This is a genomic window from Streptomyces sp. NPDC020801, from assembly GCF_044334385.1.
GTDB lineage: Bacteria > Actinomycetota > Actinomycetes > Streptomycetales > Streptomycetaceae > Streptomyces.
In genome coordinates this window covers 163859-189257 of sequence record NZ_JBIRST010000010.1, presented here as the reverse complement: position 1 = coordinate 189257, position 25399 = coordinate 163859, and the positions used below count along the sequence as shown (strand labels likewise).

The 25399-nt window shown below is 72.7% G+C and carries 19 protein-coding genes and 2 pseudogenes; 15 read left to right on the top strand and 6 right to left on the bottom strand.

Translation table 11 applies throughout. The features are described from left to right. Positions 1-532: 532 nt before the first annotated feature. Positions 533-1108, top strand: a complete 576-nt coding sequence (locus tag ACH4UM_RS22180; RefSeq protein ID WP_398181852.1) for an adenylosuccinate lyase — start codon at positions 533-535, stop codon at positions 1106-1108. A 4-nt stretch (positions 1109-1112) separates the two neighbouring features. Here ACH4UM_RS22180 and ACH4UM_RS22175 read toward each other — a convergent pair whose 3' ends face one another. The 4 genes from ACH4UM_RS22175 to ACH4UM_RS22160 all read right to left on the bottom strand — a co-directional run bounded on the left by ACH4UM_RS22175 (position 1113) and on the right by ACH4UM_RS22160 (position 4950). Further along, positions 1113-1613: a GNAT family N-acetyltransferase gene (locus ACH4UM_RS22175; RefSeq protein WP_398182104.1), complete on the bottom strand. Its 501-nt coding sequence runs from the start codon at positions 1611-1613 to the stop codon at positions 1113-1115. Between the two features lie 20 nt (positions 1614-1633). Next, entirely contained in the window at positions 1634-2047 is a 414-nt protein-coding gene (locus ACH4UM_RS22170) for a Rid family hydrolase (RefSeq protein ID WP_398181849.1), read from the bottom strand. 80 nt (positions 2048-2127) lie between these two features. Then, the gene (locus tag ACH4UM_RS22165) at positions 2128-3732 is read right to left on the bottom strand and encodes an alpha/beta fold hydrolase (RefSeq protein ID WP_398181847.1); all 1605 of its coding nucleotides are present in this window, start codon (positions 3730-3732) and stop codon (positions 2128-2130) included. Between the two features lie 135 nt (positions 3733-3867). Further along, entirely contained in the window at positions 3868-4950 is a 1083-nt protein-coding gene (locus tag ACH4UM_RS22160) for an Rv2578c family radical SAM protein (RefSeq protein WP_398181844.1), read from the bottom strand. Positions 4951-5142: 192 nt separating this feature from the next. Here ACH4UM_RS22160 and ACH4UM_RS22155 point away from each other — a divergent pair, with 192 nt between their 5' ends. The 12 genes and pseudogenes from ACH4UM_RS22155 (at position 5143) to ACH4UM_RS22100 (ending at position 22212) form a co-directional block, all read left to right on the top strand. Then, a complete protein-coding gene (locus ACH4UM_RS22155; protein WP_398181841.1) occupies positions 5143-5586 on the top strand; it encodes an SRPBCC family protein in 444 nt (147 codons plus the stop codon). A 170-nt stretch (positions 5587-5756) separates the two neighbouring features. Continuing rightward, positions 5757-6115 (top strand): annotated as a pseudogene (locus tag ACH4UM_RS22150) (carboxypeptidase-like regulatory domain-containing protein); the annotation flags it as partial. Between the two features lie 147 nt (positions 6116-6262). After that, a complete protein-coding gene (locus ACH4UM_RS22145; RefSeq protein WP_398181838.1) occupies positions 6263-8734 on the top strand; it encodes a SpoIIE family protein phosphatase in 2472 nt (823 codons plus the stop codon). A gap of 509 nt (positions 8735-9243) precedes the next feature. Next, entirely contained in the window at positions 9244-9969 is a 726-nt protein-coding gene (locus tag ACH4UM_RS22140) for a class I SAM-dependent methyltransferase (RefSeq protein ID WP_398181835.1), read from the top strand. Between the two features lie 155 nt (positions 9970-10124). After that, positions 10125-13001 carry a CDP-glycerol glycerophosphotransferase family protein gene (locus ACH4UM_RS22135; RefSeq protein ID WP_398181832.1) on the top strand — a complete coding sequence of 959 codons (2877 nt, stop codon included), beginning with the start codon at positions 10125-10127 and terminating at the stop codon, positions 12999-13001. Then, the gene (locus ACH4UM_RS22130; protein WP_398181829.1) at positions 12998-14131 is read left to right on the top strand and encodes a glycosyltransferase; all 1134 of its coding nucleotides are present in this window, start codon (positions 12998-13000) and stop codon (positions 14129-14131) included. The genes ACH4UM_RS22135 and ACH4UM_RS22130 overlap by 4 nt, the downstream gene beginning before the upstream one ends. Before the next feature lie 127 nt (positions 14132-14258). Then, positions 14259-15092: a M55 family metallopeptidase gene (locus ACH4UM_RS22125; RefSeq protein WP_398181826.1), complete on the top strand. Its 834-nt coding sequence runs from the start codon at positions 14259-14261 to the stop codon at positions 15090-15092. Then, entirely contained in the window at positions 15085-16389 is a 1305-nt protein-coding gene (locus ACH4UM_RS22120; protein ID WP_398181824.1) for a M20/M25/M40 family metallo-hydrolase, read from the top strand. Before ACH4UM_RS22125 ends, ACH4UM_RS22120 begins: the two co-directional genes overlap by 8 nt. Before the next feature lie 4 nt (positions 16390-16393). Continuing rightward, positions 16394-18463, top strand: coding sequence for an LpqB family beta-propeller domain-containing protein (locus ACH4UM_RS22115; RefSeq protein WP_398181821.1), 2070 nt, complete (start codon positions 16394-16396; stop codon positions 18461-18463). Further along, positions 18460-19383 carry an LD-carboxypeptidase gene (locus tag ACH4UM_RS22110; RefSeq protein WP_398181819.1) on the top strand — a complete coding sequence of 308 codons (924 nt, stop codon included), beginning with the start codon at positions 18460-18462 and terminating at the stop codon, positions 19381-19383. Before ACH4UM_RS22115 ends, ACH4UM_RS22110 begins: the two co-directional genes overlap by 4 nt. Before the next feature lie 61 nt (positions 19384-19444). Then, complete coding sequence (locus tag ACH4UM_RS22105) at positions 19445-19996, top strand: GNAT family N-acetyltransferase (protein WP_398181816.1); 552 nt, start codon at positions 19445-19447, stop codon at positions 19994-19996. A 218-nt stretch (positions 19997-20214) separates the two neighbouring features. Then, entirely contained in the window at positions 20215-22212 is a 1998-nt protein-coding gene (locus ACH4UM_RS22100) for a DUF5107 domain-containing protein (RefSeq protein ID WP_398181813.1), read from the top strand. Between the two features lie 132 nt (positions 22213-22344). Here the strand turns inward: ACH4UM_RS22100 and ACH4UM_RS22095 are convergent, their stop codons facing one another. Then, on the bottom strand, positions 22345-22692 hold the full coding sequence (locus ACH4UM_RS22095; RefSeq protein ID WP_398181810.1) for a VOC family protein: 348 nt from the start codon (positions 22690-22692) through the stop codon (positions 22345-22347). Positions 22693-22802: 110 nt separating this feature from the next. On the opposite strand from ACH4UM_RS22095, the gene ACH4UM_RS22090 reads away from it, so the two are divergent. Beyond that, positions 22803-23297 carry a phage holin family protein gene (locus tag ACH4UM_RS22090; protein ID WP_398181807.1) on the top strand — a complete coding sequence of 165 codons (495 nt, stop codon included), beginning with the start codon at positions 22803-22805 and terminating at the stop codon, positions 23295-23297. A gap of 168 nt (positions 23298-23465) precedes the next feature. Here ACH4UM_RS22090 and ACH4UM_RS22085 read toward each other — a convergent pair. Beyond that, positions 23466-23909: pseudogene (locus ACH4UM_RS22085) on the bottom strand (LLM class F420-dependent oxidoreductase); the annotation flags it as partial. Between the two features lie 97 nt (positions 23910-24006). Between ACH4UM_RS22085 and ACH4UM_RS22080 the strand changes: the two are divergent. Then, positions 24007-25399: NAD(P)/FAD-dependent oxidoreductase (locus ACH4UM_RS22080; protein ID WP_398182101.1), on the top strand; the 1393-nt coding region annotated here is incomplete at its 3' end.

The window sequence follows — 25399 nt, the reverse complement described above, 5'->3', positions numbered from 1 at the left end:
CTCCAGAGATGAGGGTGACGACTGGGAACGCGCCCCGTGTGCGCCGAAGAGGCGCACACGGGGGGCGGAAAGGAATGCGGGTGTTGCCGGGCTGCAAGCGCACACGCCCGGTGCCTTCGCCGCGGGCGCGCACACGCCCGGACAGCGGCGGGATGCCGACCGGCTCTGTCCCGAAGCCGGGCCGTACTGCGGTACCTGAGGCACCGAACCGACAACACTCGCAGTGGCTGCGTCACCAGGCCACTGCAAGTCAGTGCGAGCGGGTAACTCGCTCGTCTGAGCTTAACCCGTGGGTAACGAGCGCGCCACCCCCCTGGGTTTGTGATGTACGTCCCCCCGCCACCGGCCGCGCCCCTGGTGCGGCGACCGGAAAGGTTCACCGGCCCACGGCGCCCGGCACGGCACCTCGCCGCGTTGTCGCAGCACCCGGGTACGTCCAGTACGCGGGCGATGCTCCGCCGTGCGATGCACCGCGCCGGACGCCGCGAGCCTTCCGGCAAACCTCTACGGCCACAGCACTAGGCTGGGCGCCGTGGACGAAGAGTTGCGATCACTCACGGAGCGTCTGCAGCGGGAGTCGGGCGGCTCGGCGGCGTACGAGCTCCTCGCGGCGACCGACGACCCGGACGAACTGGCCGAAGTCCTCACGGCTCCCGGGCAGCCGCTGTGGGCCAGGGAGCTGGCCGCGTTCCGCCTGGGGCTCGGGGGCGACCGGCGGGCCTTCGAGTCCCTCGTCCTGCTCCTGAACCACCGGGATCCGCAGCGCTGCGCCTCCGCGGCCCACGCCCTGGCCCGCCTCGGCGATCCACGCACCGCCCGCGCGGCGGCCGCCCTCGCCACCAACGAACTGCGGGTCGCCTATGCGCTGCATCCCGTACGTCTCCTGGTGGAACTGCGCGCACCCGAGTCCGTGCCCGCCCTGATCACCACCCTGCAACGCCGGCTGAGCCCGCACGACCCCTACCGCCGTGTGGCCCTCGCCTGCGTGGAGGGACTCGGCGACCTCGCCGACCCGCGGGCCCGCCCCGTCCTCAACGAGGCCCTCGCCCATCCCGCCCTCGCCCGGGCCGCCGTGCACGCGCTCTCGCGCATCCCGCGACAGCGGTGACCGGTCAGTCCCGCAGGTCCCTGACGTACCGCACCTCTGGCACCGCGACCCCGCCCGCCTCGAAGGGCTCCTCGGCGCCGTCCGCGCGGAAACCCACCCGCTCGTAGAAGCGGCGGGCCCGGGTGTTCCCCTTCAGCACCCACAGATACATGCGGACATGCCCGGCGGCCGCGCACTGCCGCACCGCCTCCGCCAGCAGCGCCCCGCCGGCACCGCCGCCGTACCGGGCCGGATCCACGTAGATCGCGTACAGCTCGGCTTCCCGGGTGCGGACTTCACCGTCCCGGTACGGCCCGTGGCACGCCCAGCCGACCACCTCGCCCTCCCGCTCGGCGACCAGGTTCACCACGCCGCCGTCGTCCTGCGCGAGCAGGGTGCGGCGGCGCTCGGCGTCCCGCTCCACGCTGAGCGCGTCGAGGTACGACTGCGGTACGAGGCCCTGGTAGGCGCTTCTCCAGCCCCCGACCCGGATCTCGGCCACCCGGCCGCAGTCGGCGGGCGTCATCTCCCGCACGTGCGGGGCCGTCACTCGCCGACCACCGCGTACGCCTCGATCTCCATCAGGAACTCCGGGCGGACCAGTGCGGCGACCTGGACGGCCGGGGAGGCCGGGAGGCGTTCGTCGGGTGTCTGGGCGGCACGAGCCGCGCGGACGGCCGGCAGGTGGGCCGTGTCGGTGACGAAGGTGTCGGTGACGAAGCAGGTGAGCTCGACGACGTCGGCGAAGGTCGCCCCCGCGGCGGCCGGGCAGCGGCGGAGGTTCTCGAAGACCTGGCGGGCCTGCGCGGCCGGGTCGCCCACGCCGGCGAGCCTGCCGTCCGCGTCCGGGGGGAGCCGGCCGGAGACCGCGACGAAGCGGCCGGCGCCCATGACGACATGAGAATTCTGCGCGGCGGGGGCGACCCCGTCGGGGGTGGGAATCCTGGTCGGCTCACTCATGCGTCCATGGTGGACCACGGGTCTGACAACCAGGACCGCCCCGCGCCCCCTACGCACGATCGGTCCGCCCCCACGGCGGCTCAGCCGTGGAAGCCCAACAGCGCGTGCAACGCGGCGCCGCGCGAGCCACCCGAACCGGACGGTGCGGCCTTGGTGGCGGCCGGCTTCGCGCTCAGCGGCTTCGGGTCCGGCAGCTTCTGGCACACCGCGTTGGCCACACCGACGTGGCCGCGCGGCACCGTGCCGTCGGTCAGGTACGCGGACAGGTACTTGTCCAGGCAGGCGTTGCCGCTCAGCGTGATGCCGTGGTTGCCGCCGCCCTGCTCGACCACCAGGCTGGAACCGCGCAGCAGGTGATGCACCGTGACACCGCCTTCGTAGGGGGTGGCCGCGTCGTCGGTCGCCTGGAACAGCAGCACCGGCGGCAGCTTGCCGTTGGCGATGTTCACCGGCCGCAGCGTGGAGGCCGGCCAGAACGCACAGGGCGCGTTGTACCAGGCGTTGTTCCAGGCCATGAACGGCGCCTTGTCGTACACCGCCCAGTTGTCCCTGTGCCACTGCCGCCAGTCGTGCGGCCAGGCGGCGTCACGGCACTGCACCGAGGCGTAGACGCTGTATCCGTTGTCGCCGGAGGTGTCCACGGCGCCGAGCCTGCCGTACGCCTTGACCAGCGGGCCGGTCTTCCTGTCGTTCACGTATGCCGCGAACGCCTTGGCGAGGTCGGGCCAGTAGCCGTTGTAGTAGCCGCCCGGGATGAAGGTGTCCTCCAGTTCGGAGGCGCCCACCTTGCCGCCCGCGGGCTTCTTGGCGAGCGCCGCCCGCATCGCGTACCACTTGGCCTCGACCTTGGCCGGGTCGCTGCCCAGCTTGTAGGTCGAGTCGTACTTGGCGACCCAGGCCATGAAGGCGAGGTGACGGTCGTTGAAGGCGTAGTCCTGCCGGAGGTTGTCGCCGTACCAGACGCCGGTGGGGTCGACGATGGAGTCGAGGACCAGCCGGTGCACCCGCTGCGGGAAGAGCTTGGCGTACACCGCGCCGAGGTAGGTACCGTAGGAGTAACCGAAGTAATTGATCTTCTTGACGCCGAGGGCCCGGCGGATCGAGTCCATGTCCGTGGCGGCGTTGACGGTGTTGATGTACGGCAGCAGGCTCGCGTACTTCTTGCCGCAGGCGGCGGCGAAGGACCTCACGCGCGTGAGGTTGGCCCTCTCCAGCGCGGGCGTCCTCGGCACCGAGTCCGGGCGCACCGGCTTGAAGTAGCCCGGCCGGCAGTCCAGCGCCGGCTTGCTCGCGCCCACCCCGCGCGGGTCGAATCCGACGACGTCGTACTGGGCCGCGACCGCCTTGGGCAGTGAGGAGGCGACGAACCCGGCGAGCGACAGGCCGCTGCCGCCGGGACCGCCGGGGTTGACCAGCAGGGGTCCCTGGTACGTCTTCGCGGTGTGCGGGACGCGGGACAGCGCAAGCGTGATCTTCTTCCCGGAGGGATGTCGGTGGTCCAGCGGCACCGTCACGGACCCGCACTGCAGGGTCGGATGATCGGCGGTGCCGCATTTCTTCCAGGTGACCTTGGCGGCCTGTACGGCAACTGCGGGGTGCGACGTGCTCGCGTCGGCGGGGACGGCGGTGACGGAACCGGCCACGACGACGACGGCGCCGCCCAGCACGGCAGCGCGTCTTCTCATGAGTCCTCCCAGGACGGAGGGGCTGCGGACCGCGGGTCTCGCGATCCTCGCCGAATCGTCCCGGAAAGCACCTCCGGAAGAACGCGTTCTGGCAATTCTTGACCCAATTGGGCCGCGTGATGCGCTCGAACGATCTTAGATGAGCGAGAGTTGGGTCGGTTCGGTCGTCGAGGGCGGAACGGTCTCGGGTGGCCGGGTGCGCCGCGGCATCCCCGCTCGCGTGGGCCCGACCCCGTACTCCTGTGCCAGCTCGTGCACCTGACGGGTGATCCGGCGCTGGTACCACTTCGGGGCGTAGGCGCCCTCGGCGTACAGCCGCTCGTAACGGCGCACCAGATGCGGGTGGTGGTGGCCGAGCCAGGCCATGAACCACTCGCGCGCGCCGGGTCGCAGATGCAGCACCAGCGGGGTGACGGAGGTGGCTCCGGCCTGTGCGATCGCCCGTACGGTCGCCCGCAGTTGGGCCGGGTGGTCGCTCAGGAAGGGGATCACCGGCGCCATCAGCACTCCGCAGCCGATGCCGTGCCCGCCGAGGGTCCGGACGACGTCCAGCCGGCGTTCCGGCGCGGGCGTACCCGGCTCGACCGTGCGCCACAGCTCGGGGTCGGTGAAGCCCACGGAGACCGAGATGCCGACGTCGGTGACCTCGGCCGCCTGCGTCAGCAGGTCCAGGTCGCGCAGGATCAGCGTGCCCTTGGTCAGGATCGAGAAGGGGTTCGCGCGGTCGCGCAGGGCCGCCAGGATGCCCGGCATCAGGCGGTAGCGGCCCTCGGCGCGCTGGTAGCAGTCGACGTTGGTGCCCATGGCGATGTGCTCGCCCTGCCAGCGGCGCGAGGCCAGCTGGCGGCGCAGCAGCTCCGGCGCGTTCACCTTCACCACGATCTGGCTGTCGAAGCCCAGGCCGGTGTCCAGATCCAGATAGCTGTGCGTCTTGCGGGCGAAGCAGTACACGCACGCGTGCGTGCAGCCGCGGTAGGGGTTGACCGTCCACTCGAAGGGCATCCGGGAGGCGCCCGGCACCCGGTTGATGATCGAGCGGGCCCGGATCTCGTGGAAGGTGATCCCGCGGAACTCGGGGGTGTCGAAGGTGCGGGTGGTCACCGCGTCCGCGCCGAACAGCGCGGCGTCCGCCCGGCCGTGGCCGCCGTCCCCGGAATCCCCGGAGCCCGTGGAGCCCGTGGAGCCCGTGGAGCTCACGGTGAGGTTGTCCCAGCGCATGACGCCTCCTCGGTAGCACTGACCATAGAATAGAACACGTGTTCCCTTGATCGTGCGGCTGACCGTACGGAAGCCCATCCCGATCGCCTGGTACGCCGGGATCGATCAGTTGCCGGACCCCGATTTGGGTGGCCGGGGAGCGGGGTGGTTGGCTTGCCCCAACCCCGAGAACGGATGTCCTGGAGGAACCCCATGGCGCAGGTCGAGGCCACTACGGAACGGGTCGTCGCGGCGGACGCGGAGAAGGTGTTCGACGCCCTCGCCGACTACAGCGGCACCCGCGAGAGGCTGCTGCCCGAGCATTTCAGCGAGTACGAGGTGCGCGAGGGCGGCGACGGCGAGGGCACCCTCGTCCACTGGAAGCTCCAGGCCACCAGCAAGCGGATCCGCGACTGCCTGATGGAGGTGGGCGAGCCGACCGACGGCGAGCTCGTCGAGAAGGACCGCAACTCCTCCATGGTCACCACCTGGCGGGTCACGCCGGCCGGCGAGGGCAGCTCCCGTGTCGTCGTCACCACCACGTGGAAGGGTGCCGGCGGCATCGGCGGCTTCTTCGAGAAGACCTTCGCCCCCAAGGGCCTCGCCCGGATCTACGACGCCCTGCTCGCCAAGCTGGCCACCGAGGTCGAGAAGTAGTCCCGGGAGTGCGCACACCCGGGCAACTCGCCAGAGAACGGGGCACGTTGACCACTCACCGGTTCGAGTGGATCCGCGTTCGATTCGACGGTGTGCCGTAACTCGTCGTGCTTGTTCGTAGTTGTCGCTCCTTGCGGGAATTGTGAGCAGGTGCGACGAGGGAGCGGTACGGTGAGTACACCCTCGCCACCGGCGCGCCCGCCTTCCGCCCGGCCGCGCTCCCGTCACCGTGCAGGCCGCGCGCGAGACCCGCCAGGACGTCGAGTTCGCGGGCGGCGCCGTGCTGCGCGGGACCGTCCGGGCCTGCGGCGGCCGGCCGGTGGGGGAGGTGCGCGTGACCCTCCTCGACGCCGCCGGCAACGTCGTCGACACCCTCACCACCGGACCCGACGGAACGTTGCGGTTCGTCGATCTGTCCTCCGGTGAGTACACCGTGATCGCGGCCGGTTACCCGCCGGTCGCCACGGTGCTGCAGGTCGCGGGCGGGGGGCGAACGGAACGGGATCTTCAGCTCGGCCACGAGGACTGATCCGGCCCCACGGGGGCGCACGCGAGCGCGCCGGCGTGCCGCGCCGAAACCAATTCCACTGTTGCCACACATCGTGAGCGGCCGTCACCGTACCGTGGTGACCGGGGGAACAGATCTTGCGGACCCGTGGGGAGAGGGGCCTGTGCCATGGACCGTGGCACCGAGAGGGACGCACCTCCCGGCCGCGTGGCCGGGACCGGCACGCCGGCGACCGACGTGGCCTCCGGCCGGGTTCCGCTGGCCGTGGTCGTCGTCGACCGCGACGGCCTGGTGTCGCACTGGAGCAGGGGCGCGCGGCGGCTGTTCGGCACGGGTAAGGAGGAGGCGATCGGCCGCCCGGCGGTCGACCTGCTGCCGGTCTCCGGCGCCCTGCCCGAGGAGGCCGAGGACGTTCCGTACGGGCGCCGTGCCGCCTACGACGGACTCGGGCCCGACCTGGAGTCCTCCCTCGGCGGACGGCTGTCCTACCCGGCCGCGGGCCGCGCCCGGCTCACCGTGCCCGGCCGGGACCGCGTGGACGTGCTGTGGTGGGCCTACCCGCTGGTGGGGCCGGGCCCGGAGCGGCTGCTGGTGCTCGCCGCCGACGCGCAGGCGCTGCGCCCCGCCGGCGCGGCCCACCCGGGCGGGACCGGGGCGTTCGAGCGCATCGCGCCGGCCTTCGCCCTGCACACCGACTTCCCCGGCGCGGCGGATCTCGCCGGCCGGCTGCCCGAGATCCTGCCCAGCATGAGCGTCGGCGAGAGCGCCCGCATCGTCGCACAGGTCCTCGAACTGGGTTATCCGGTACTGGAGTTCAGCCAGAGCGACCGGGTGCCCGTCACCCCCGACTGGGGCGTGCCCCGGCGGGCCGAGCGCACGGCACGCCGCGAGCGGGCCGCGAGGGCCGCGGCCCAGGGCCAGCCCGTGCCGGCGGAGCTCGCCGACGACGAGGGCGAGGACCTCGAGTACGCCGCCGTCCGCGAGCGACTGGAGTTCCTCAACGAGGTCAGCGGCCGGATCGGTACCTCGCTCGACCTCGCGCGGACCATCGTCGAGGTCAGCAAGGCCGTCGTACCCCGCTTCACCGACGTCGCCGGCACCTATCTGCGCGAACAGGTCGTCGCCGGCGAGGGCTTCCCCGAGGGCGTACCCGACACCACCACCATGTGGCACCGGGTGGCCGTGGAGCACACCGACGAACCCGGCCGCTGGGACGACGTCGTACCGGTCGGCGAGGCCATGCCGTTCCCCGCGCACACCCCGTTCTTCCAGTGCATGACATCCGGCCGGCCGGTTCTCGTGCCGCGGATCAGCGAGGAGATGGGCCACGCCATCGCCTCGCAGTTCGAAAAGCGCGACATCCGCCCGCTCATCACCCACCGCTCGATGCTGGTCGTGCCGCTCAAGGCCCGCAACGTCGTCCTCGGCTTCATGATCCTGCTGCGCCACCCCGAGCGGGCCGAGTTCAACGACATGGACCGGGTCACCGGCGCCGAACTCGCCGCCCGCGCGGGCCTCGTGATCGACAACGCGCGCATGTACACCTATCAGGAGAGCGTCGCCGAGACCCTCCAGGACAGCATGCTGCCGCACATCCCGGCGCGGATGACGGGCTGCGACATCGCCACCCGCTACCTGCCCGGCACGCTGCTCGGCAGGGTCGGCGGCGACTGGTTCGACTCGGTGAAGCTGCCCGGCGCGCGCACGGCCCTGGTCGTCGGTGACGTCATGGGACACGGCCTGAACTCGGCAGCGATGATGGGTCAGTTGCGCACCGCCGTCCAGACCATGGCCGCGCTCGACCTGCCGCCCGCCCAGCTGCTGCGCAACCTCGACGACCTCGCCCAGCGGCTCGGCGACACCTATCTCGCCACCTGCCTCTACGCCGTCTACGACCCCATCGCGGGTGAACTGCACCTGGCCAACGCGGGCCACATCCCACCGGTCCTGGTCCGTGCCGACGGCCGCAGCGAACTGCTCGACCTGCCCACGGGCGCGCCGATCGGCGTCGGCGGGGTCCCCTTCGAGGCGGTGCGTGTACCCGTGCGGCCCGGCGACCGGCTGGTGATGTGCACCGACGGGCTGGTCGAGGTGCGCGGCGAGGACATCGGTGTCCGGCTGGCCACGCTGTGCGAGTCCGCCGCCCACCCGGCCGCCTCCATGGACGACGCCTGCGACACGATCATCCGGGCCCTCAACACGCGCGGAGGCCGCAAGGACGACGTGGCCCTGCTGATGGCCCGCCTCAACGGCATCGAGCCGGGCGACGTCGCCGAGTGGCGCCTGAACCGTGACCCGGCCGAGGTGGGCCGCGCCCGCGCCGCCGTCCGCGAGCAGCTCCACGAGTGGGGGCTCGCCCGGCTCGCCGACCCCGCCGGGCTGATGGTCGGCGAGCTCGTCACCAACGCGGTACGGCACTCCCACGGGCGCCCGGTCGAACTGCGTCTCGTGCGCGGTGACACGCTGCTGTGCGAGGTCGAAGACGACGATCACGACCTGCCCACACTGCTCAGCGCCGGCCCCATGGACGAGTCCGGGCGCGGTCTGCGCGTGGTCAGCACCCTCGCCCGAGAGTGGGGCACGAGCCGTACGGGCACCGGCAAGACGGTGTGGTTCGAACTGACCCTGCCGCGCCGCTGAGGACGGGCCAGGCCCGAGGGGAGGTCCCCGACCGCCGGCCGGCGAAGTACGCCTGTGCGGGCGCGACGCCGGTCCGGCAGGCGTTCGCCCCCGAGTCCTGCAGGGCGGCCGGTCCACCTCGAAACACCCCACCGCACGGAACGCGCCGCCCCGCCGGTCTGCATGCCCGCGGGAACCGGCCGCACTCGGCCCGCACCCGGCCTGCGCTCGACCGGCTTCGGCCCGCACCCGGCCTGCGCTCGACCGGCTTCGGCCCGCACCCGGCGTGCGCTCGACCGGCTTCGGCCCGCGCTCGGCGTACACGCGGCGTGCACGCGGCCGTCCTGGCGTCCGTGGCGTCCGTGGCGTCGCGGGTTGCCGTGCGGCGGTCGAGGGGGCGTGCGGGCGCGTGCGCAGGGCGGACACGGCGTGAAGGAACACGCCATGCGGTTGTGACGGGAAACCCGGCGCGATAGACCGTACTGGCCCGTCGGACAGACGGATCGGCGCCGCACACTGGGGAGTTGGGCATGAGCGTGACGAGTCGGTACCGCCAGGCCTGGGAGGCGTTCTGGCGCGAGGCGCCCGAGGAGCAAGGGGCGGTGTTCTGGGACGCGGATCCCCAACTGACCGCCGGGCTCCACCTCCCTCTCTTCGAACCCCAGCTGAGCGACCCCGGGCTGCCGCTGGTCGACCTCGGCTGCGGCAACGGCACCCAGACCCGGTTCCTGGCCCAGCGGTTCCCGCGCGTCCTCGGTGCCGACGTCGCCGCGGCGGCCATCGAGCACGCCCGCCACGCCGACCCCGCCGGACAGGCCACGTACCGGATCCTGGACGCCGCCGACAAGGGTGAGGCCGAGACCCTGCACGCCGAGCTCGGCGACGTCAACGTCTATATGCGCGGCGTGCTGCACCAGTGCGAACCGGACGACCGGCAGCCGCTGGCCGACGGGATCGCCGCCCTCGTCGGCGAGCGGGGCCGGGTCTTCCTCGTCGAGCTCTCCGAGGCCGCCCGCCCGATCCTGGTCCGCCTGGCCCAGAGCCCCGCGGGACCGCCGCCGAAGCTGGCACCGGTGTTCCGGCACGGCATCGCCCCCGGTGAGGTGGCCGACGACGCGGTGCCGGAGTACCTCCACTCGGCCGGTCTCACTGTTCTCGTCCGCGGCGAAATACCTCTCACCACGACCGAGTTGGCGCCCGACGGCACCCGGATCGAGCTGCCGGCCCAGTGGCTCGTGGCGGGACGTGCCGGGTGACGGTCCCGTGCGCCGGGTCGGGCTGCGTGTGAGGGGGACGGCGTATTGTCGCATTGACGTAGTTTGGAGGGGGCGGGGGCTTTCGCCATCCCTACACGCTGTAGGGTTACGTCCACCCAGCCGCAGACCGAACGGATCAGAGACGAGAGGTGGCCGTGTCGAGCGTCGCGCCCGAACCGGACGTCAGTGTTGTCGTCATCGTCTACAACGACGAAGAGCGTCTTCCGACGGCGGTTGGTTCCGTCCTTGAGCAAACACTGCGCAATGTCGAGGTGATCATCGCCGACGACTGCTCGACGGACGGCTCCTACGAGGTCGCGCAGGCACTCGCCGCGGCCCACCCGGGCAAGGTCCGGGCGATCCGGCTGCCCGAGAACAGCGGCGGCTGCGGAGAGCCCCGCAACCAGGGCGTCAAGGTGGCCCGCGGCCGGTACGTGATGTTCCTGGACAGCGACGACACGCTGGAACGCAACGCGTGCCGCAACATGATCGAGGCCGCCGACCGTACCGGCTCCGACCTCGTCTCGGGCCTGTGTGTCCGGGTTCACACCGACAGCCGGCACGACAAGCGGATCCTCTGGTATCCATGGCTGTACCGGACCACGCGCACGTTCGAGTCCGTCGCCGAGCTGCCGGACCTGTTCGTCTTCGACACCCTGTCGACCAACAAGTGCTACCGGCGTGAGTTCCTCCTCGACAACGAGCTCACCTTCCCCCGGGGCATCCACTACGAGGACCTGCTCTTCTCCGCGCAGGCCTATCTGGCCGCCGAGCGAATCACCCTCATCCCCAACACGGTCTACTTCTGGAACGTCGTCCAGAAGACCGCCGCCAAGTCGATCAGCAACCGGCGCAACGAGATCCGGAACTTCGCCGACCGGGTCGAGATCCACCGCCGTATCGACGCCATCCTGGACCGCCGGGGCCAGGACGAGCTGAAGCTGCGCAAGGACATCAAGTTCCTCAAGCACGACCTCGTGCTGTACCTGATGGAGCTGCCGTTCCTCGACGACGACTACCGGCACGGCTTCGCCGAACTGGCCCGCGGCTACGTCCAGGACTTTCCCGAAGCGGCCTACGCCGAGCTCGACCGCGTCCACGCCATCTGCGCCCAGCTGCTGCTGCGCGAGGACTGGACCGACCTGATGCCGGCCATCGACACGCTGATCAACCGGAGCAAGATCTCCACGCCGCTCGTCGAGCGGGACGGCCGGATCTACTGGACCGACCGGTACCTGGACGACCCGGAGATGCGCGCCGTCCTCGACGTCACCACGCTCGGTTACCACGCCAAGCCGCTCAGCAGCATGTTCCTGCGCAACCAGCTCACCGCCTACTCCGCGCACGGCGGCGACGTGGTGCTCGCCGGCGAGATCGTCAACCCGCTGCACACCATCTCCCGGGACGCGAAGCTGACGGCCGAGCTGGAGTTCCGCGCCAGGCGCCGCAGCCTGCAGAGCTTCCGGTTCCCCGTGGCCACCCCGAGCCACGAGGGCGACGCGATCGCCTGGCGGGCCGAGATCCCGCTGGCCCGGCGGCTGAGACCACTGGGCATCGTCGACGACGTCTGGGACGTCCGGCTGCACCTCACCGCGGACGGCAAGTGGACCACCAGCCGGCTCACCGTCGGCACGGTCGACCTCGAACACGCGGCGGCCGTGCCCGTCCGGCCCCGGCTGACCCGGCTGATGGCCGACCGGATCGAGGCCCAGGTGTCCGCCAAGGGCCATCTGGCCTTCCGGCTCATCCAGCAGGGCCAGGCCGCACGCGCCGGCCGCGCCGCGGTGGAGCGCAACCTGCACGGCGGCCCCGCGCGGGCCGCCAAGGGCGCCTACCGCAAGCTGCGCGCCGCGCGCCGGGACCTGAACTCCGGCGCCCGCAAGCTCCAGGTCTACGAGCGGATGCTCACGCGGCTGCCCATCCGCAAGGGCACCGTCGTCTTCGAGAGCCACCTCGGCAAGCAGTACAGCGACAGCCCCCGCGCCATTTTCGAGGAGCTCAGGCGCCGCGGGACGCCGGTCACGCCGATCTGGTCCTACGCCGGTGAGCGCCCCGAGGGCTTCCCGGAGGGCGTCGAGCTGGTGCGGCGCTGGTCGTGGCGCTACCTCAGGGCGCTCGCCCAGGCCGAGTACTGGATCGACAACCAGGGCTACCCGCTGCGGCTCGCCAAGCGCCCCGAGACCACGTACATCCAGACCTGGCACGGTTCGGCGCTGAAGCGGATGGGCTTCGACGAGCCCACCTACCGGATGCAGTCCGAGCAGGAGCAGCGCGCCTACCAGCAGGCGCTGGACCGCTTCGACCACTTCGTGGTGCGCAGCGAGCACGACGTGCGCACCCTCGCCCGCGCCTACCGCATCCCCGAGCACAAGCTGCTGCGCACCGGCTATGCGCGCAACGACGCCCTGGTCCGGGCCCGGGAGGGCGCCGCGCCCGGCCCCGAGGCGCGACGGCTCGCCGAACGCCTCGGGATCGACCCGGACCGGCGGGTGCTGCTGTACGCGCCGACGTTCCGCGCCCATCCCGACGGCCGCGTACGCGACTTCGAGTTCCCCTTCGACGTCGAGCGCTTCGCAGCGCGGTTCGGCGACGAGTACACCCTGCTCGTGCGCGCCCACTACCTGAACCGGCTCACCCTGCCGCCGTCGGTGGCCGGACGCGTGATCAACGTCAGTGAGGAACCGGACATCACCCCGCTGCTGCTGCTCGCAGACGGCCTGATCACCGACTACTCCTCGGTGATGTTCGACTACGCCCTCCTCCAGCGTCCCATCGTGTTCTACGCCCACGACTGGGAGGAGTACGCGCAGGACACCCGCGGCACCTACTTCGACCTCCTCGCCGAGGCGCCGGGCCCGGTGCCGCGCACCGAGGACGAACTGTTCGCCGCGATCGGCGACCTGTCCTCCGTCCACGCCAGGCACGAGGCGCGGCTGAAGGAGTTCGTGGACAAGTACGGTGAGTACGACCGCGGAGACGCCGCGGCACAGATCGTGGACCGTTTCTTCGGCCCCGCGGGAGAGGCCCGATGACCCAGCGCGACATCTTCTTCGTGGCCAACGAGGTCGACGAACTCGGCGGTGTGGGCCGCTGGCAGGCCCAGCTGGCCCAGCTTCTGGCAGACCGCGGCCACCGGGTCACCATCGCCGGCATCGCCCCGGCCAACCACCCGATGGACCTCGGTGAGAACCCGCCGTTCAAGACGGTGACGCTCTATACCCGCCGGCCGCCGGGCCGCCCCAGGCGGCGCCGTCTGCTCGGCTCCGCCGACCCGGCCCTGCGCCGGCACCAGGCCCAGATGCGCACCGCCGCCGACCGGCTCACGGCGCTGTTCCGCGCGGCCCGGCCCGGCGCGGTGATCATCGTGACGCAGGTGTGGGCGATGGAGTGGGTGGCGCTCGCGGACACCGCCGGGCACACCGTCATCGGCATGACCCACGAGTCCTTCGAGACGGCCCGCAAGTCCTCCCGCTTCGAGCGGGTCAAGAAGTACTACCAGGACGTCGACCGGTTGCTGGCCCTCACCCAGGAGGACGCCGACCGCTGGGTGGCCGAGGGCATGAACAACCTCGGCTTCATGCCCAACCCGTTGCCGATCGTGCCCGACACGCCGTCGCCGCGCACCGAGAAGGTGGTGGCGAGCATCGGCCGGCTCTCCCACGAGAAGGGCGTCGACCTGCTCCTGGACGCCTGGGCCGAGGCCGCGCCGCAGCAGCCCGGCTGGACCCTGCGTATCTACGGCAGGGGAGAGTCCGAGGCGGAGCTCAAGCGGCAGTGCGCGGAACTCGGGCTGGAGGACTCGGTGGACTTCGCCGGGCAGACCGAGGACGTGCCCGGGGCGCTGCGCGCCTCCTCCGTCTTCGTCCAGTCCTCCCGCGGTGAGGGCTTCCCGCTGGTCCTGCTGGAGGCGATGGCCTGCGGCGTGCCGTGCGTGGCCTTCGACTGCGCGCCCGGCGTCCGGGAGATCGTCACCCACGACGAGGACGGCCTGCTGGCCCGGCCCGGCAACACCACCGAGCTCGCCCGGCACCTGGTCCGGTTGATGTCCGACGAACAGCTGCGCGACACCATGGGCGAGCAGGCCCTGCGCAGCGTGCGGCGCTTCGACCCGGACGCCATCACCCGCCGCTGGGAGGAACTCTTCGACTTCCTGGAGCGCTGAGCGCCCCCTGGGACCGCCCTGATGGCGTCCCGGCACCACAGGTGTCCGGGGCGCCATTGGTCTGTGCCGGTGAGAGTTTTCCACAGGCCTGGCCGCACTTTGGCGACAGCGCGTAGCGTGAGGCGGCATGAAGATCCTCATCAGCGCCGACATGGAGGGCGCCACCGGTGTGACCTGGCCTGCCGACGTGCTGCCGGGGACGCCGCAGTGGGAGCGGTGCCGCTCGATGTTCACCTCCGACGTGAACGCCGCCGTGCTGGGCTTCTTCGACGGCGGCGCCGACGAGGTCCTCATCAACGAGGCCCACTGGACCATGCGCAACCTGCTGCTGGAGGAGCTCGACGAGCGGGCGCAGATGCTCACCGGGCGGCACAAGTCGCTGTCCATGGTGGAGGGCGTCCAGCACGGCGACGTGGACGGCATCGCCTTCGTCGGCTACCACGCGGGCGCCGGCATGGAGGGCGTCCTCGCGCACACCTACCTCGCCAACTCCGTCACGGGCGTCTGGCTGAACGACGCGAGGGCGAGCGAGGGGCTGCTCAACGCACAGGTCGTCGCCGAGTACGGTGTGCCGGTCGTCCTCGTCACCGGTGACGACGTGGCCTGTGAGGACGCGCTCGGGTACGCGCCCGAGGCGCTGAAGGTCGCCGTGAAGGACCATGTGTCGCGGTACGCGGCCGTGTGCCGTACCCCCGCCCGCACCGCCGCCGACATCCGCGCGGCGGCCAAGGAGGCGGCGGCGCTGGCGGTCCGTCACGAGCCGGTGACGGGAGGCCCGTTCACCGTCGCGCTGGAGTTCGACGCCGAGCATCTGGCGATGGCCGCCACCGTCGTTCCCGGAGTGGCACGCATCGGGGAGCGCAAGGTGGCGTACACCAGCAGGTCCATGTACGAGGGAATCCGCACCTTCAAGGCGGTCACCACGATCGCCTCGGCCGCCGTGGAGGAGCAGTATGGCTGACGCGCAGGCGCTGGACGAGGTCGTTCGGTTCACGTCCGACCTGATCCGTATCGACACCACCAACCGGGGCGGCGGCGACTGCCGGGAGCGCCCGGCCGCCGAGTACGTCGCCGAACAGCTGGCCGGGGCCGGCGTGGAGCCCCTGCTGCTGGAGCGCACCCGGGGCCGGACCAATGTGGTCGCCCGGGTCGAGGGCACCGATCCCTCGGCCGACGCGCTGCTCGTCCACGGTCACCTGGACGTGGTGCCCGCGCGGGCCGGGGACTGGAGCGTGCACCCGTTCTCCGGCGAGGTCCGCGACGGGGTGGTGTGGGGCCGGGGCGCGGTCGACATGAAGAACATGGACGCGATGATCCTCGCCGTGGTCCGCTCCTGGGCCCGGCTGGGCGTGCGGCCGCGACGGGACGTGGTGATCGCCTTCACCGCCGACGAGGAGGCCAGCGCCGCGGACGGGGCCGGATTCCTCGCCGACGAGCACGCGGCGCTGTTCGAGGGGTGCACCGAGGGCATCAGCGAGTCCGGTGCGTTCACCTTCCACGACGGCGCCGGCCGCCAGATCTACCCGATCGCGGCCGCCGAGCGCGGCACCGCCTGGCTGAAGCTCACAGCGCGCGGCCGGGCGGGTCATGGCTCCAGGGTCAACAAGGAGAACGCGGTGACCCGGCTCGCCGCCGCCGTCGCCCGCATCGGGGCCCACGAGTGGCCGGTGCGGCTCACGCCGACGGTACGCGCGGCCCTCACAGAACTGGCCGCCCTCTACGGCGTCGACACCGACCTGCGCAACGTGGACGCGCTGCTGGACAAGCTCGGCCCGGCGGCCCGTCTCGTCGAGGCGACCCTGCGCAACAGCGCCAACCCCACCATGTTCGAGGCCGGTTACAAGGTCAACGTGATCCCGGGGGAGGCCGTCGCCCATGTCGACGGACGGTATCTGCCCGGCGGCGAGGAGGAGTTCCGCGCTACCCTGGACCGGCTGACCGGCCCGGACGTGGACTGGGAGTTCCACCATCGTGAGGTGGCGCTGGAGGCGCCGGTCGACTCGCCAGCCTTCGCGGCGATGCGGGCCGCCGTCGAGGCGTTCGCGCCCGAGGGGCACGTGGTGCCGTTCTGCATGCCGGGCGGCACCGACGCCAAGCAGTTCTCCCGGCTCGGCATCACCGGGTACGGGTTCTCGCCGCTGAAGCTGCCCGAGGGCTTCGACTACCACGCCCTGTTCCACGGGGTGGACGAGCGTGTCCCCGTCGAGGCACTGCACTTCGGTGTCCGCGTCCTCGACCGCTTCCTGCGGACGGCCTGAGCGCATGGGGGAAGGGGAAGACGTGCGGATCCTGCCGTACGGTTCGTGGCCCTCGCCCGTCGACGCGGCCCTGGCCGCCGCGCACGACGGCAGACCGGAGTTCGTGGGCTTCGTCGGCGACGAGGTCTGGTGGACCGAGCCACGTCCCGCCGAGGGCGGCCGGCGGACGCTGGTGCGGCGGCGCGATGGCGAGCTGGGACGCGATGGGGGTGCCCCCAGGCGTTCGGCGCTGGAGGAGCCTCCTTGGCAGGGTGGAGGCGGACGGCGGGCGGGCGCCACCGAGGAGCCGGTGCTGCCCGAGCCGTGGAACGTGCGCAGCCGCGTCATCGAGTACGGCGGCCGGCCCTGGGCGGGGGCGCTCCAGGACGGCGTACCGCTGGTGGTGTTCGTGAACTTCGCCGACCAGCGGCTCTACCGTCACGAGCCCGGCGGTGAGCCACGTCCCCTCACCCCCCTGTCCGCGGTGGGCGGCGGACTGCGCTGGGCGGACCCGCAGCTGCGCCCGGAACACGGCGAGGTCTGGTGCGTACTGGAGGAGTTCACCGGTGCGGGGCCCACCGACGTGCGGCGCGTCCTGGCCGCCGTACCGCTGGACGGCTCCGCGGCCGAGGACCGGGCCGCGGTGCGTGAACTCACCGACGACCGCCACCGGTTCGTGACCGGCCCGCGTCTCGCGCCCGACGGGCGCCGGGCGGTCTGGCTGGCCTGGGACCATCCGCGGATGCCGTGGGACGGCACGGAACTGGTGGTGGCGGAGGTCGCCGGGGACGGCACCTTCGGTGAGCCGCGGACCTGCGGCGGCGGCCCCGGCGAATCCATCCCCCAGGCCGAGTGGGCCCCCGACGGCTCGCTGCTGTACGTGAGCGACCGCAGCGGCTGGTGGAATCTCTACCGGGCCGATCCGCACGGCGGCCCGCGCCCGCTCTGCCCACGGGAGGAGGAGTTCGGCGGTCCGCTGTGGAAACTCGGCCAGCGCTGGTTCGCGCCGCTGGAGGACGGGCTGATCGCGGTGGTGCACGGCCGCGGCGCCACCGCCCTCGGCATCCTCGACCCGGGAACGGGCGAGGTCGTCGACGCCGTGGGCCCCTGGACCGAGTTCGACGCCACGCTCGCGGTGCGCGGCGAGCGGGTCGTCGCGGTCGCCGCCGGCCCGCGCAGCGCCTACGAGGTCGTCGAGCTGAACACGGGCACGGGACACACCCGCGTGATCGGCGCCGCCCACGAGGACCCGGTCGACCCCGCGTACTACCCCGAGCCGCAGCCGCGCACCTTCACGGGACCGGACGGCCGCGAGGTCCACGCCCACCTCCACCCGCCCCGCAACCCGCAGTGCGTGGCGCCCGCGGGCGAACTCCCGCCGTATGTCGTGTGGGCGCACGGCGGACCCACCAGCCGGTCCCCGCTCGTGCTGGACCTGGAGATCGCCTACTTCACCTCCCGGGGCATCGGCGTCGCCGAGGTCGACTACGGCGGCTCCACCGGGTACGGCCGGGAGTACCGCAACCGGCTGCGCGAGCAGTGGGGCGTCGTCGACGTCGAGGACTGCGCGGCCGTCGCGCTGGCCCTCGCCCAGGAGGGCACCGCCGACCGCGCCCGGCTGGCCGTCCGCGGGGGCAGCGCGGGCGGCTGGACCGCGGCGGCGTCCCTGACCGCGACGGACGTCTACGCCTGCGGCACCATCCTCTATCCGATCCTGGACCTGGCCGCCTGGGGGTCGGGAGAGACCCACGACTTCGAGTCGCAGTACCTGCAGACCCTGGTCGGGCCACTGGCCGAGGTGCCCGGGCGGTACGCCGAGCGCTCGCCGGCCGAGCACGCCGACCGCATCACGGCGCCCTTCCTGCTGCTCCAGGGCCTGGACGACGTGATCTGCCCGCCGGCCCAGTGCGAGCGGTTCCTGGCCCGGCTGGAGGGCCGGCGGGTGCCGCACGCGTACATCGCCTTCGAGGGGGAGGGGCACGGGTTCCGGCGGGCCGGAACCATGGTGCGCGTCCTGGAGTCGGAGCTGTCGCTGTACGCTCAGGTGTTCGGCCTGAAGCCGCCCGGTATTCCGACCCTGGAGCTCGTCACGTGAAGGAACTCCTGCGCCCCGCCCGGCTCGCACCCGGCGCGCGCGTGGCCGTCGTCGCGCCCAGCGGGCCCGTGCCCGAGGAGCGCCTGCAGGCCGGTCTGGACGTGCTGCGCGGCTGGGACCTGGACCCCGTCGTGGCACCGCACGTGCTGGACCGGCACGGGGAGTTCGGCTATCTGGCGGGCGCGGACGCCGACCGCGCCGCCGATCTGCAGAGCGCCTGGTGCGATCCGGCCGTCGACGCGGTGCTGTGCGCCCGGGGCGGGTACGGGGCGCAGCGGACCGTGGACCTGCTCGACTGGGACGCGATGCGGGCCGCCGGTCCGAAGGTGTTCGTCGGCTTCAGCGACATCACCGCGCTGCACGAGGCCTTCGCCGCCCGCCTCGGCCTGGTCACGCTGCACGGGCCGATGGCGGCCGGCATCGACTTCATCAAGAACGCCCGCGCGCAGGACCACCTCAGGGCCACGCTGTTCGCCCCCGAGACGGTCCGCACCATCGCCTCCGGCGGCACGGCGCTGGTCCCCGGGCGGGCCCGGGGCGTCACGCTCGGCGGCTGCCTGGCCCTGCTCGCCGCCGACCTCGGCACCCCGCAGGCGCGGACCTCGGCGGCCGGCGGTCTGCTGTGCCTGGAGGACGTGGGCGAGGAGACGTACCGCCTCGACCGCTGTCTCACCCAGTTGCTGCGCGCCGGCTGGCTGGAGGGGGTGCGCGGCGTGCTGCTCGGCTCGTGGCAGAGCTGCGAGGAGTACGACCGGGTGCGTGCCCTGCTCGCCGACCGGCTCGGCGGACTCGGGGTGCCCATCGCCGAGGAGTTCGGATTCGGCCACTGCGAGGGGGCGTTGACGATTCCCTTCGGCGTCGCGGCCCTCCTCGACGCGGATGCGGGCACCCTGACGCTCGACGAACCCGCCCTGCGCTGAGCGGTGCGCGGCGAAGCCCGGCCCCGAGCCGGCAGGGACGGGTGCCGCGTAGGGTGACGGGATGCCGCACACCCCTTCCCGCCATCTCGCCGAGGGCCCCCGCGTGGGCATCCGCCAATTCACCCACGACGACGGCGCCGAGTTCACCGCCCGCGCCCGGGAGAGCAAGGACCTGCACCACCCCTGGCTGTTCCCGCCGGACACGGCCGAGGCGTACACCGCCTACGCGGCGCGGCTGATCGAGGACCCGACGAAGGCCGGCTTCCTGGTCTGCGAGAAGGACGGCGGCGCCATCGCCGGGTACATCAACATCAACAACATCGTCGAGGGCGCCTTCCTGTCCGGCGCGCTCGGCTACGGCGCCTTCGCCCACGCCGCCGGGCGCGGTCTGATGCGCGAGGGGCTGGACCTGGTCGTCTCACACGCCTTCGGCCCGATGCGGCTGCACCGGCTGGAGATCAACGTGCAGCCGGGCAACACCGCCTCGATCGCGCTGGCCCGCTCCTGCGGCTTCCGCCTGGAGGGGTTCTCGCCGAACATGCTGTACATCGACGGGGCCTGGCGGGACCACGAGCGGTGGGCGATCACCGCCGAGATGCGGTCTTCCGGTTGATCTCGACCCGGTGGGTGCGCTGCTCGCTCGCCGGCCTCCGCACTCCTCGGCGGGCATCGTCAGTCGTCGTGCGACGCATCGGTACACGTCGTCACGGAGCAGGCGCAACGGCGCCGGTGACCCGCCGCCCACGGATGTCCCAACGGCCCCCCGTCCGGGCGCCTTTGCGCAATCCTGACCGGCGGCGCCCCTGGTCAGCTCACCGGCGACCGGGTTCCATGGTCATCGTGACGACGATCCGACGCGAGGAACTGACGCTGCCCGCCGCGCCCATGGGACCGGACAACCCCCTGCCCGCCCTGCGGCCGCTCGACGAAGTCCACCGCATCGAGGACCGCGACAAGCAGGACCTGCCGCGCGACATGGCCCGGCAGGTCGGCTACGCACCGCTGCACAGTCTGCTGCCGGTTCGGGTCCGTGACGGCTACGGCAGAACCCGCGAGCCCCGCCGCGTCGAGGCCCTGGTGCTGGAGAACGACCGGTTGCGCGCGACGGTGCTGCCCGGCCTCGGCGGCCGCGTCGCCTCCCTCGTCCACAAGCCCACCGGACGGGAACTGCTCTACCGCAACCCGGTGTTGCAGCCCGCCAACTTCGCCCTCAACGGCGCCTGGTTCTCCGGCGGCATCGAGTGGAACATCGGCGCCACCGGCCACACCACCCTCTCCTGCTCGCCCCTGCACGCGGCCCGCGTCCCCGCCCCCGGCGGCGGGGAGATGCTGCGCCTGTGGGAGTGGGAGCGGCTGCGCGACCTGCCCTTCCAGGTCGACCTGTGGCTGCCGGAGGGCTCCGACTTCCTTCACGTCGGCGTCCGCATCCGCAATCCGCACCAGCGGCCCGTGCCCACCTACTGGTGGTCCAACATCGCCGTCCCCGAGGAGCGCCGGGTACTCGCCCCGGCCGAGGAGGCGTGGCTCCCCCACTGCCTTGACGGCGTGGGAGGTACCCCCATCGGCCACGAGCGCCGGCTGCGGCGGGTGCCGGTCCCGGAACACGACGGCGTCGACCGGACGTACCCGCTCAACAGCACCTACCCCGCCGACTACTTCTACGAGATGCCCGACGGACGGCGCCGCTGGATCGCCGCGCTCGACGAGTACGGCCACGGGCTGGTGCAGACGTCGACCGACGTGCTGCGCGGCCGCAAGCTGTTCGTCTGGGGCGCCGGGCCCGGCGGGCGGCGCTGGCAGCAGTGGCTCACCGAGCCCGGCACCGGCGGCTACTGCGAGATCCAGGCGGGACTCGCCCGCACCCAGCTGGAGCACGTACGGCTGGAGCCGGAGAGCGAGGTGGCGTGGCTGGAGGCCTACGGGCCGCTGGACGCGTCGCCGCCGGCCGGGCAGTGGGACACCGTCGTGGAGCGGACCGAGGCCCATCTCGACGCCGCCCTGCCGCGCGCCGACGTCGAGGCCGCCTACGCCGCCTGGAAGCCGCACGCCGACGCCGAACCCGGCGAGATCCTCGGCACCGGCTCCGGGTGGGGCGCGCTCGAAGTGCTGCGCGCCGACTGGAAGCTGCCCGGCACGCCGTTCGCCGAGGCCACGATCGGCGAGGCCCAGGAGCCCTGGCGGCAACTGCTGCGCTCCGGCTCCCTCCCGGAGCCCCGCAGGGTCCGGCCGCCCGGGGAGACGCTCGTCGCCCCGCACTGGCGGGACCTGCTGGAGACGGCGCCCGCCACCCCGCTCACCGAGTACCACCTCGGGGTCGCCCAGTGGCACGCCGGCGACCGGGCCCAGGCGGTGCGCAGCTGGGAGCGGGCGCTCGCGCTCGCCCCGTCGGTCTGGCCGTTGCTGCGCTGTCTCGCCGTCGCCGATCAGGAGGCCGGCCACCACGAGCGGGCCGCCGACCGTTATGCCGAGGCCTTCGACGACCTGTGCCAGGAGCGCCGCGACAGCGGTGAGCAGTGGACGGCGGCCACCGCCGCGCTCGGCCGCGAGGCGATCGAGGCGCTGCTGAAGGTGCGGCGCCCGGAGGACGCCCGCGCCGTGTGGGAGCGGGTCGATCCCGCGACCCGGGCGCGCGGCCGGTTCCGGCTGCTGGAGGCGGAGATGCTGCTCGCCGAGGGGCGGCCCGAGCGGGCGCGGGCCATCTTCGAGGAGGGCTTCGAGGTCGCCGATCTGCGCGAGGGCGACGAGCGGATCGGCCGGGTGTGGGAACGGATCTGCGGTGAGGAACTGCCCGGGCGCTACGACTTCCGGATGCGCCCGCCGTCCGCCTGACCGGCGGTCCGCGTACTCGCACTCGGTCCAGGCGGTCCGCGTACTCGCACTCGGTCCAGGCGGTCCGCGTACTCGTCCTCGGTCCAGGTGTGCGCGTTCTCGTCCTCGGTCCAGGCGTGCGCGTACCCGTCCTCAGCCCCGGCGGTCCACGTACTCGTACACCGCGCCGTCCGGGTGCATGGCGATGAGATTGCGGCCCGCCGGGGTCGGGAGCGGGCCCGCGACGATACGGGCACCGAGCTCGGTCAGCACCCGGTGGGCCTCGTCGACGTCCTCGACGGCGATGGTGGCCGCCACCTTGCGCAGCACCTCCAGCTGGGACTCGGGCCCGCTCATCAGCAGGAAGCAGCCGATCGCGGCCACCTCGACGCCGCCACGTTCAAAACGGAGAGCTCTGCCGCCCGCGAGACGTTCGTAGAAGGGGACCGCGGTCTCCAGATCGTCGACGCAGACTCGCAGGGTGGCTCCGAGAATCTCCATGCGGACGAGCCTAATTGGGGGCGGCCGACGAGGGAGATCGTTTCCGGTGATCGCCGGGGGAGGGCCGCCGGGCCGTGTTATCCGCACGCTTGTACGGGTGCCCGCAGGGCATGGAGCGCTTGGATCACCTGGAGCACTTGGACAAGCAACTGGTCGACGAGCTGGCGCAGGTGGCGCGCGAGACCGTGCGCGACGAACTGCGCGAGCAGACTCGCAGGCAGCGCCGCACGGCGATGCTGTACGCGGCGTCCGGCGCCGCCGCCCTGTACGCGGGCGGGGCCGTCGCGCTCGCCGTGGGACTGGCCCTCGCGATCGGCCTGCCAGGCTGGGCGGCCGCGCTGATCACCGCGGCGATCCTGGGCGCGGTGGCCTACGCGCTGCGGGGCGCCGCCCGGCCCACCGCGTCCCGGCCCGGGCCGGGGCAGACGGACGACCTCACGGCCGGCCACGACCGCGCCCACGGCGGCGCGGCGCCCGCAGTCCCCTCCGGCGGACCGGGTGGCGCCGCGTACCCACCGGTGCCGCCGGTCCCGCCCGCGCCCCCGGCCGGAACGCGGCCGCCGGGCTGGGAGGGCACCGACCGGGAGCCGCATCACCGGGCCTGATCACCGGGCCTGATCACCGGGCCCGACGATTCCGGAAGGGCCCCGGAACGGCCCCGGAGGAACGGCCCTGAAGGTGGCCCCCGAACGATCGCGGGCGCCCGCTCGTCCTTCGACGGCGGGCGCCCACCCATGTCCGCCCCCCGTGTGCGTCGGTCCCGTCCCGCGCCCTCACCGCGGCAGCTGCGGCAGCACCTTCGTACGGTAGAAGTCGAACAAGCCGCGGTGGTCCGGGCCGATCTGGTTGACGTAGATCCGGTCGAAGCCCGCGTCGGCGAACCGCCCCAGCTCCGCGACGTGCTCGTCAACGTCGTCGCCGCAGACGCGGTTGTCCCGCACCATGTCCTCGGTGACCAGCCGCTGCGCCTGCTCGAAGTGCTTGGGCGAGGGCAGCACCTGCCCCAGTTCGCCGGGCAGCTGCTCGTTCGCCCACAGCCGGTGCACGGTGCGCACGCACGCGTCCTTGTCCGCGCCGTAGCACACCTTGGTGCCGCCGCTGACGAGGTTGCCGCCGCCTCCGCCCTTGCGGAACTGCTCCACCATCGCCGCGTCCGGCATCTCCGTGATGAAGCCGCCGGCGACACGGGAGGCCAGCTGGATCGCCGCCGGGCCGGCCCGGCGCACGTTTGGGGGCCCTGGCCGGGGGGACGCGGAAGGTTCCGTACCAGGCAGGCGACAGCGCCGGAGGCGAACCGTGAGCCCACCCCGCATCGTGATCGTCGGTGCAGGCTTCGCCGGCTACCGCGCCGCCCGGACCCTGTCCCGGATGTCCAGGGGGAAGGCGGACATCACCCTGCTGAACCCGACCGACTACTTCCTGTACCTGCCGCTGCTGCCCCAGGTCGCCGCCGGCATCCTGGAACCGCGCCGGGTGACCGTCTCCCTCTCCGGCACCCTGCCCCACGCCCGACTGGTCCTCGGCGAGGCCCGCGGCATCGACATGGACGCGCGCACCGTGCACTGCACCGACCCCGAGGGCAAGGGCGGCTCGCTGGCCTACGACCGGCTGGTGCTGGCCGTGGGCAGCGTCAACAAGCTGCTGCCGATCCCCGGTGTCGCCGAGCACGCGCACGGCTTCCGGGGGCTGCCCGAGGCGCTCTACCTGCGGGACCACGTGACCCGTCAGGTGGAGCTCGCGGCCGCCGCCGAGGACGACGACAGCTGCGCCGCCCGCTGCACCTTCGTGGTGGTGGGCGCCGGTTACACCGGCACCGAGGTCGCCGCGCACGGGAAGATGTACACGGACGCGCAGGTGCGCAAACACCCGTTGCGGCAGGGCATGCGCCCGCGCTGGATGCTTCTGGACATCGCGCCCCGTGTGCTGCCCGAGATGGACGAACGGCTCTCACGCACCGCCGACCGCGTGCTGCGGGAGCGGGGCGTGGACGTGCGCATGGGCACCTCCGTGAAGGAGGCCACGCACGACGGGGTGCTGCTGACCGACGGCGACTTCGTGCCGACCCGCACGCTGGTGTGGTGCGTCGGCGTACGGCCCGACCCGCTGGTGGAGAGCACCGGACAGCCGCTGGAGCGCGGCCGGCTCGTCGTCGACCCGTATCTCCAGGTGCCGGGGCGGCCCGAGGTCTTCGCGTGCGGCGACGCGGCCGCCGTCCCCGACCTCGACAACCCGGGGAAGTACACCCCGATGACCGCCCAGCACGCCTGGCGGCAGGGCAGGGTCGCCGGGATCAACGTCGCCGCCTCGCTCGGCGTCGGCGAGCGGCGTCCCTACCGCCATCGCGACCTGGGCTTCGTGGTGGACCTCGGCGGTGCGCAGGCCGCCGCCAACCCGCTCGGCGTTGCGCTGTCCGGCCCCGTGGCCGGTGCGGTCACCCGCGGGTACCACCTCGCGGCGCTGCCGGGCAACCGCGTCCGGGTGGCCGCGGACTGGCTGCTCGACGCCGTACTGCCGCGCCAGGCGGTGCAGTTGGGTCTCGTACGCTCCTGGTCGGTGCCGCTGGAGTCGGCCTCCCCGGAGCTGGCGCGTGTGCCGGGCGGCCCACAACCGCACGGGGAGACGGCCGACCGCTCCGGACCGGGAGCCGCCACCTGTTCGGACGCGGGGGCGAAGCCGGCGAAGAACCAGCCGGGCGGCGAGCCCGCGA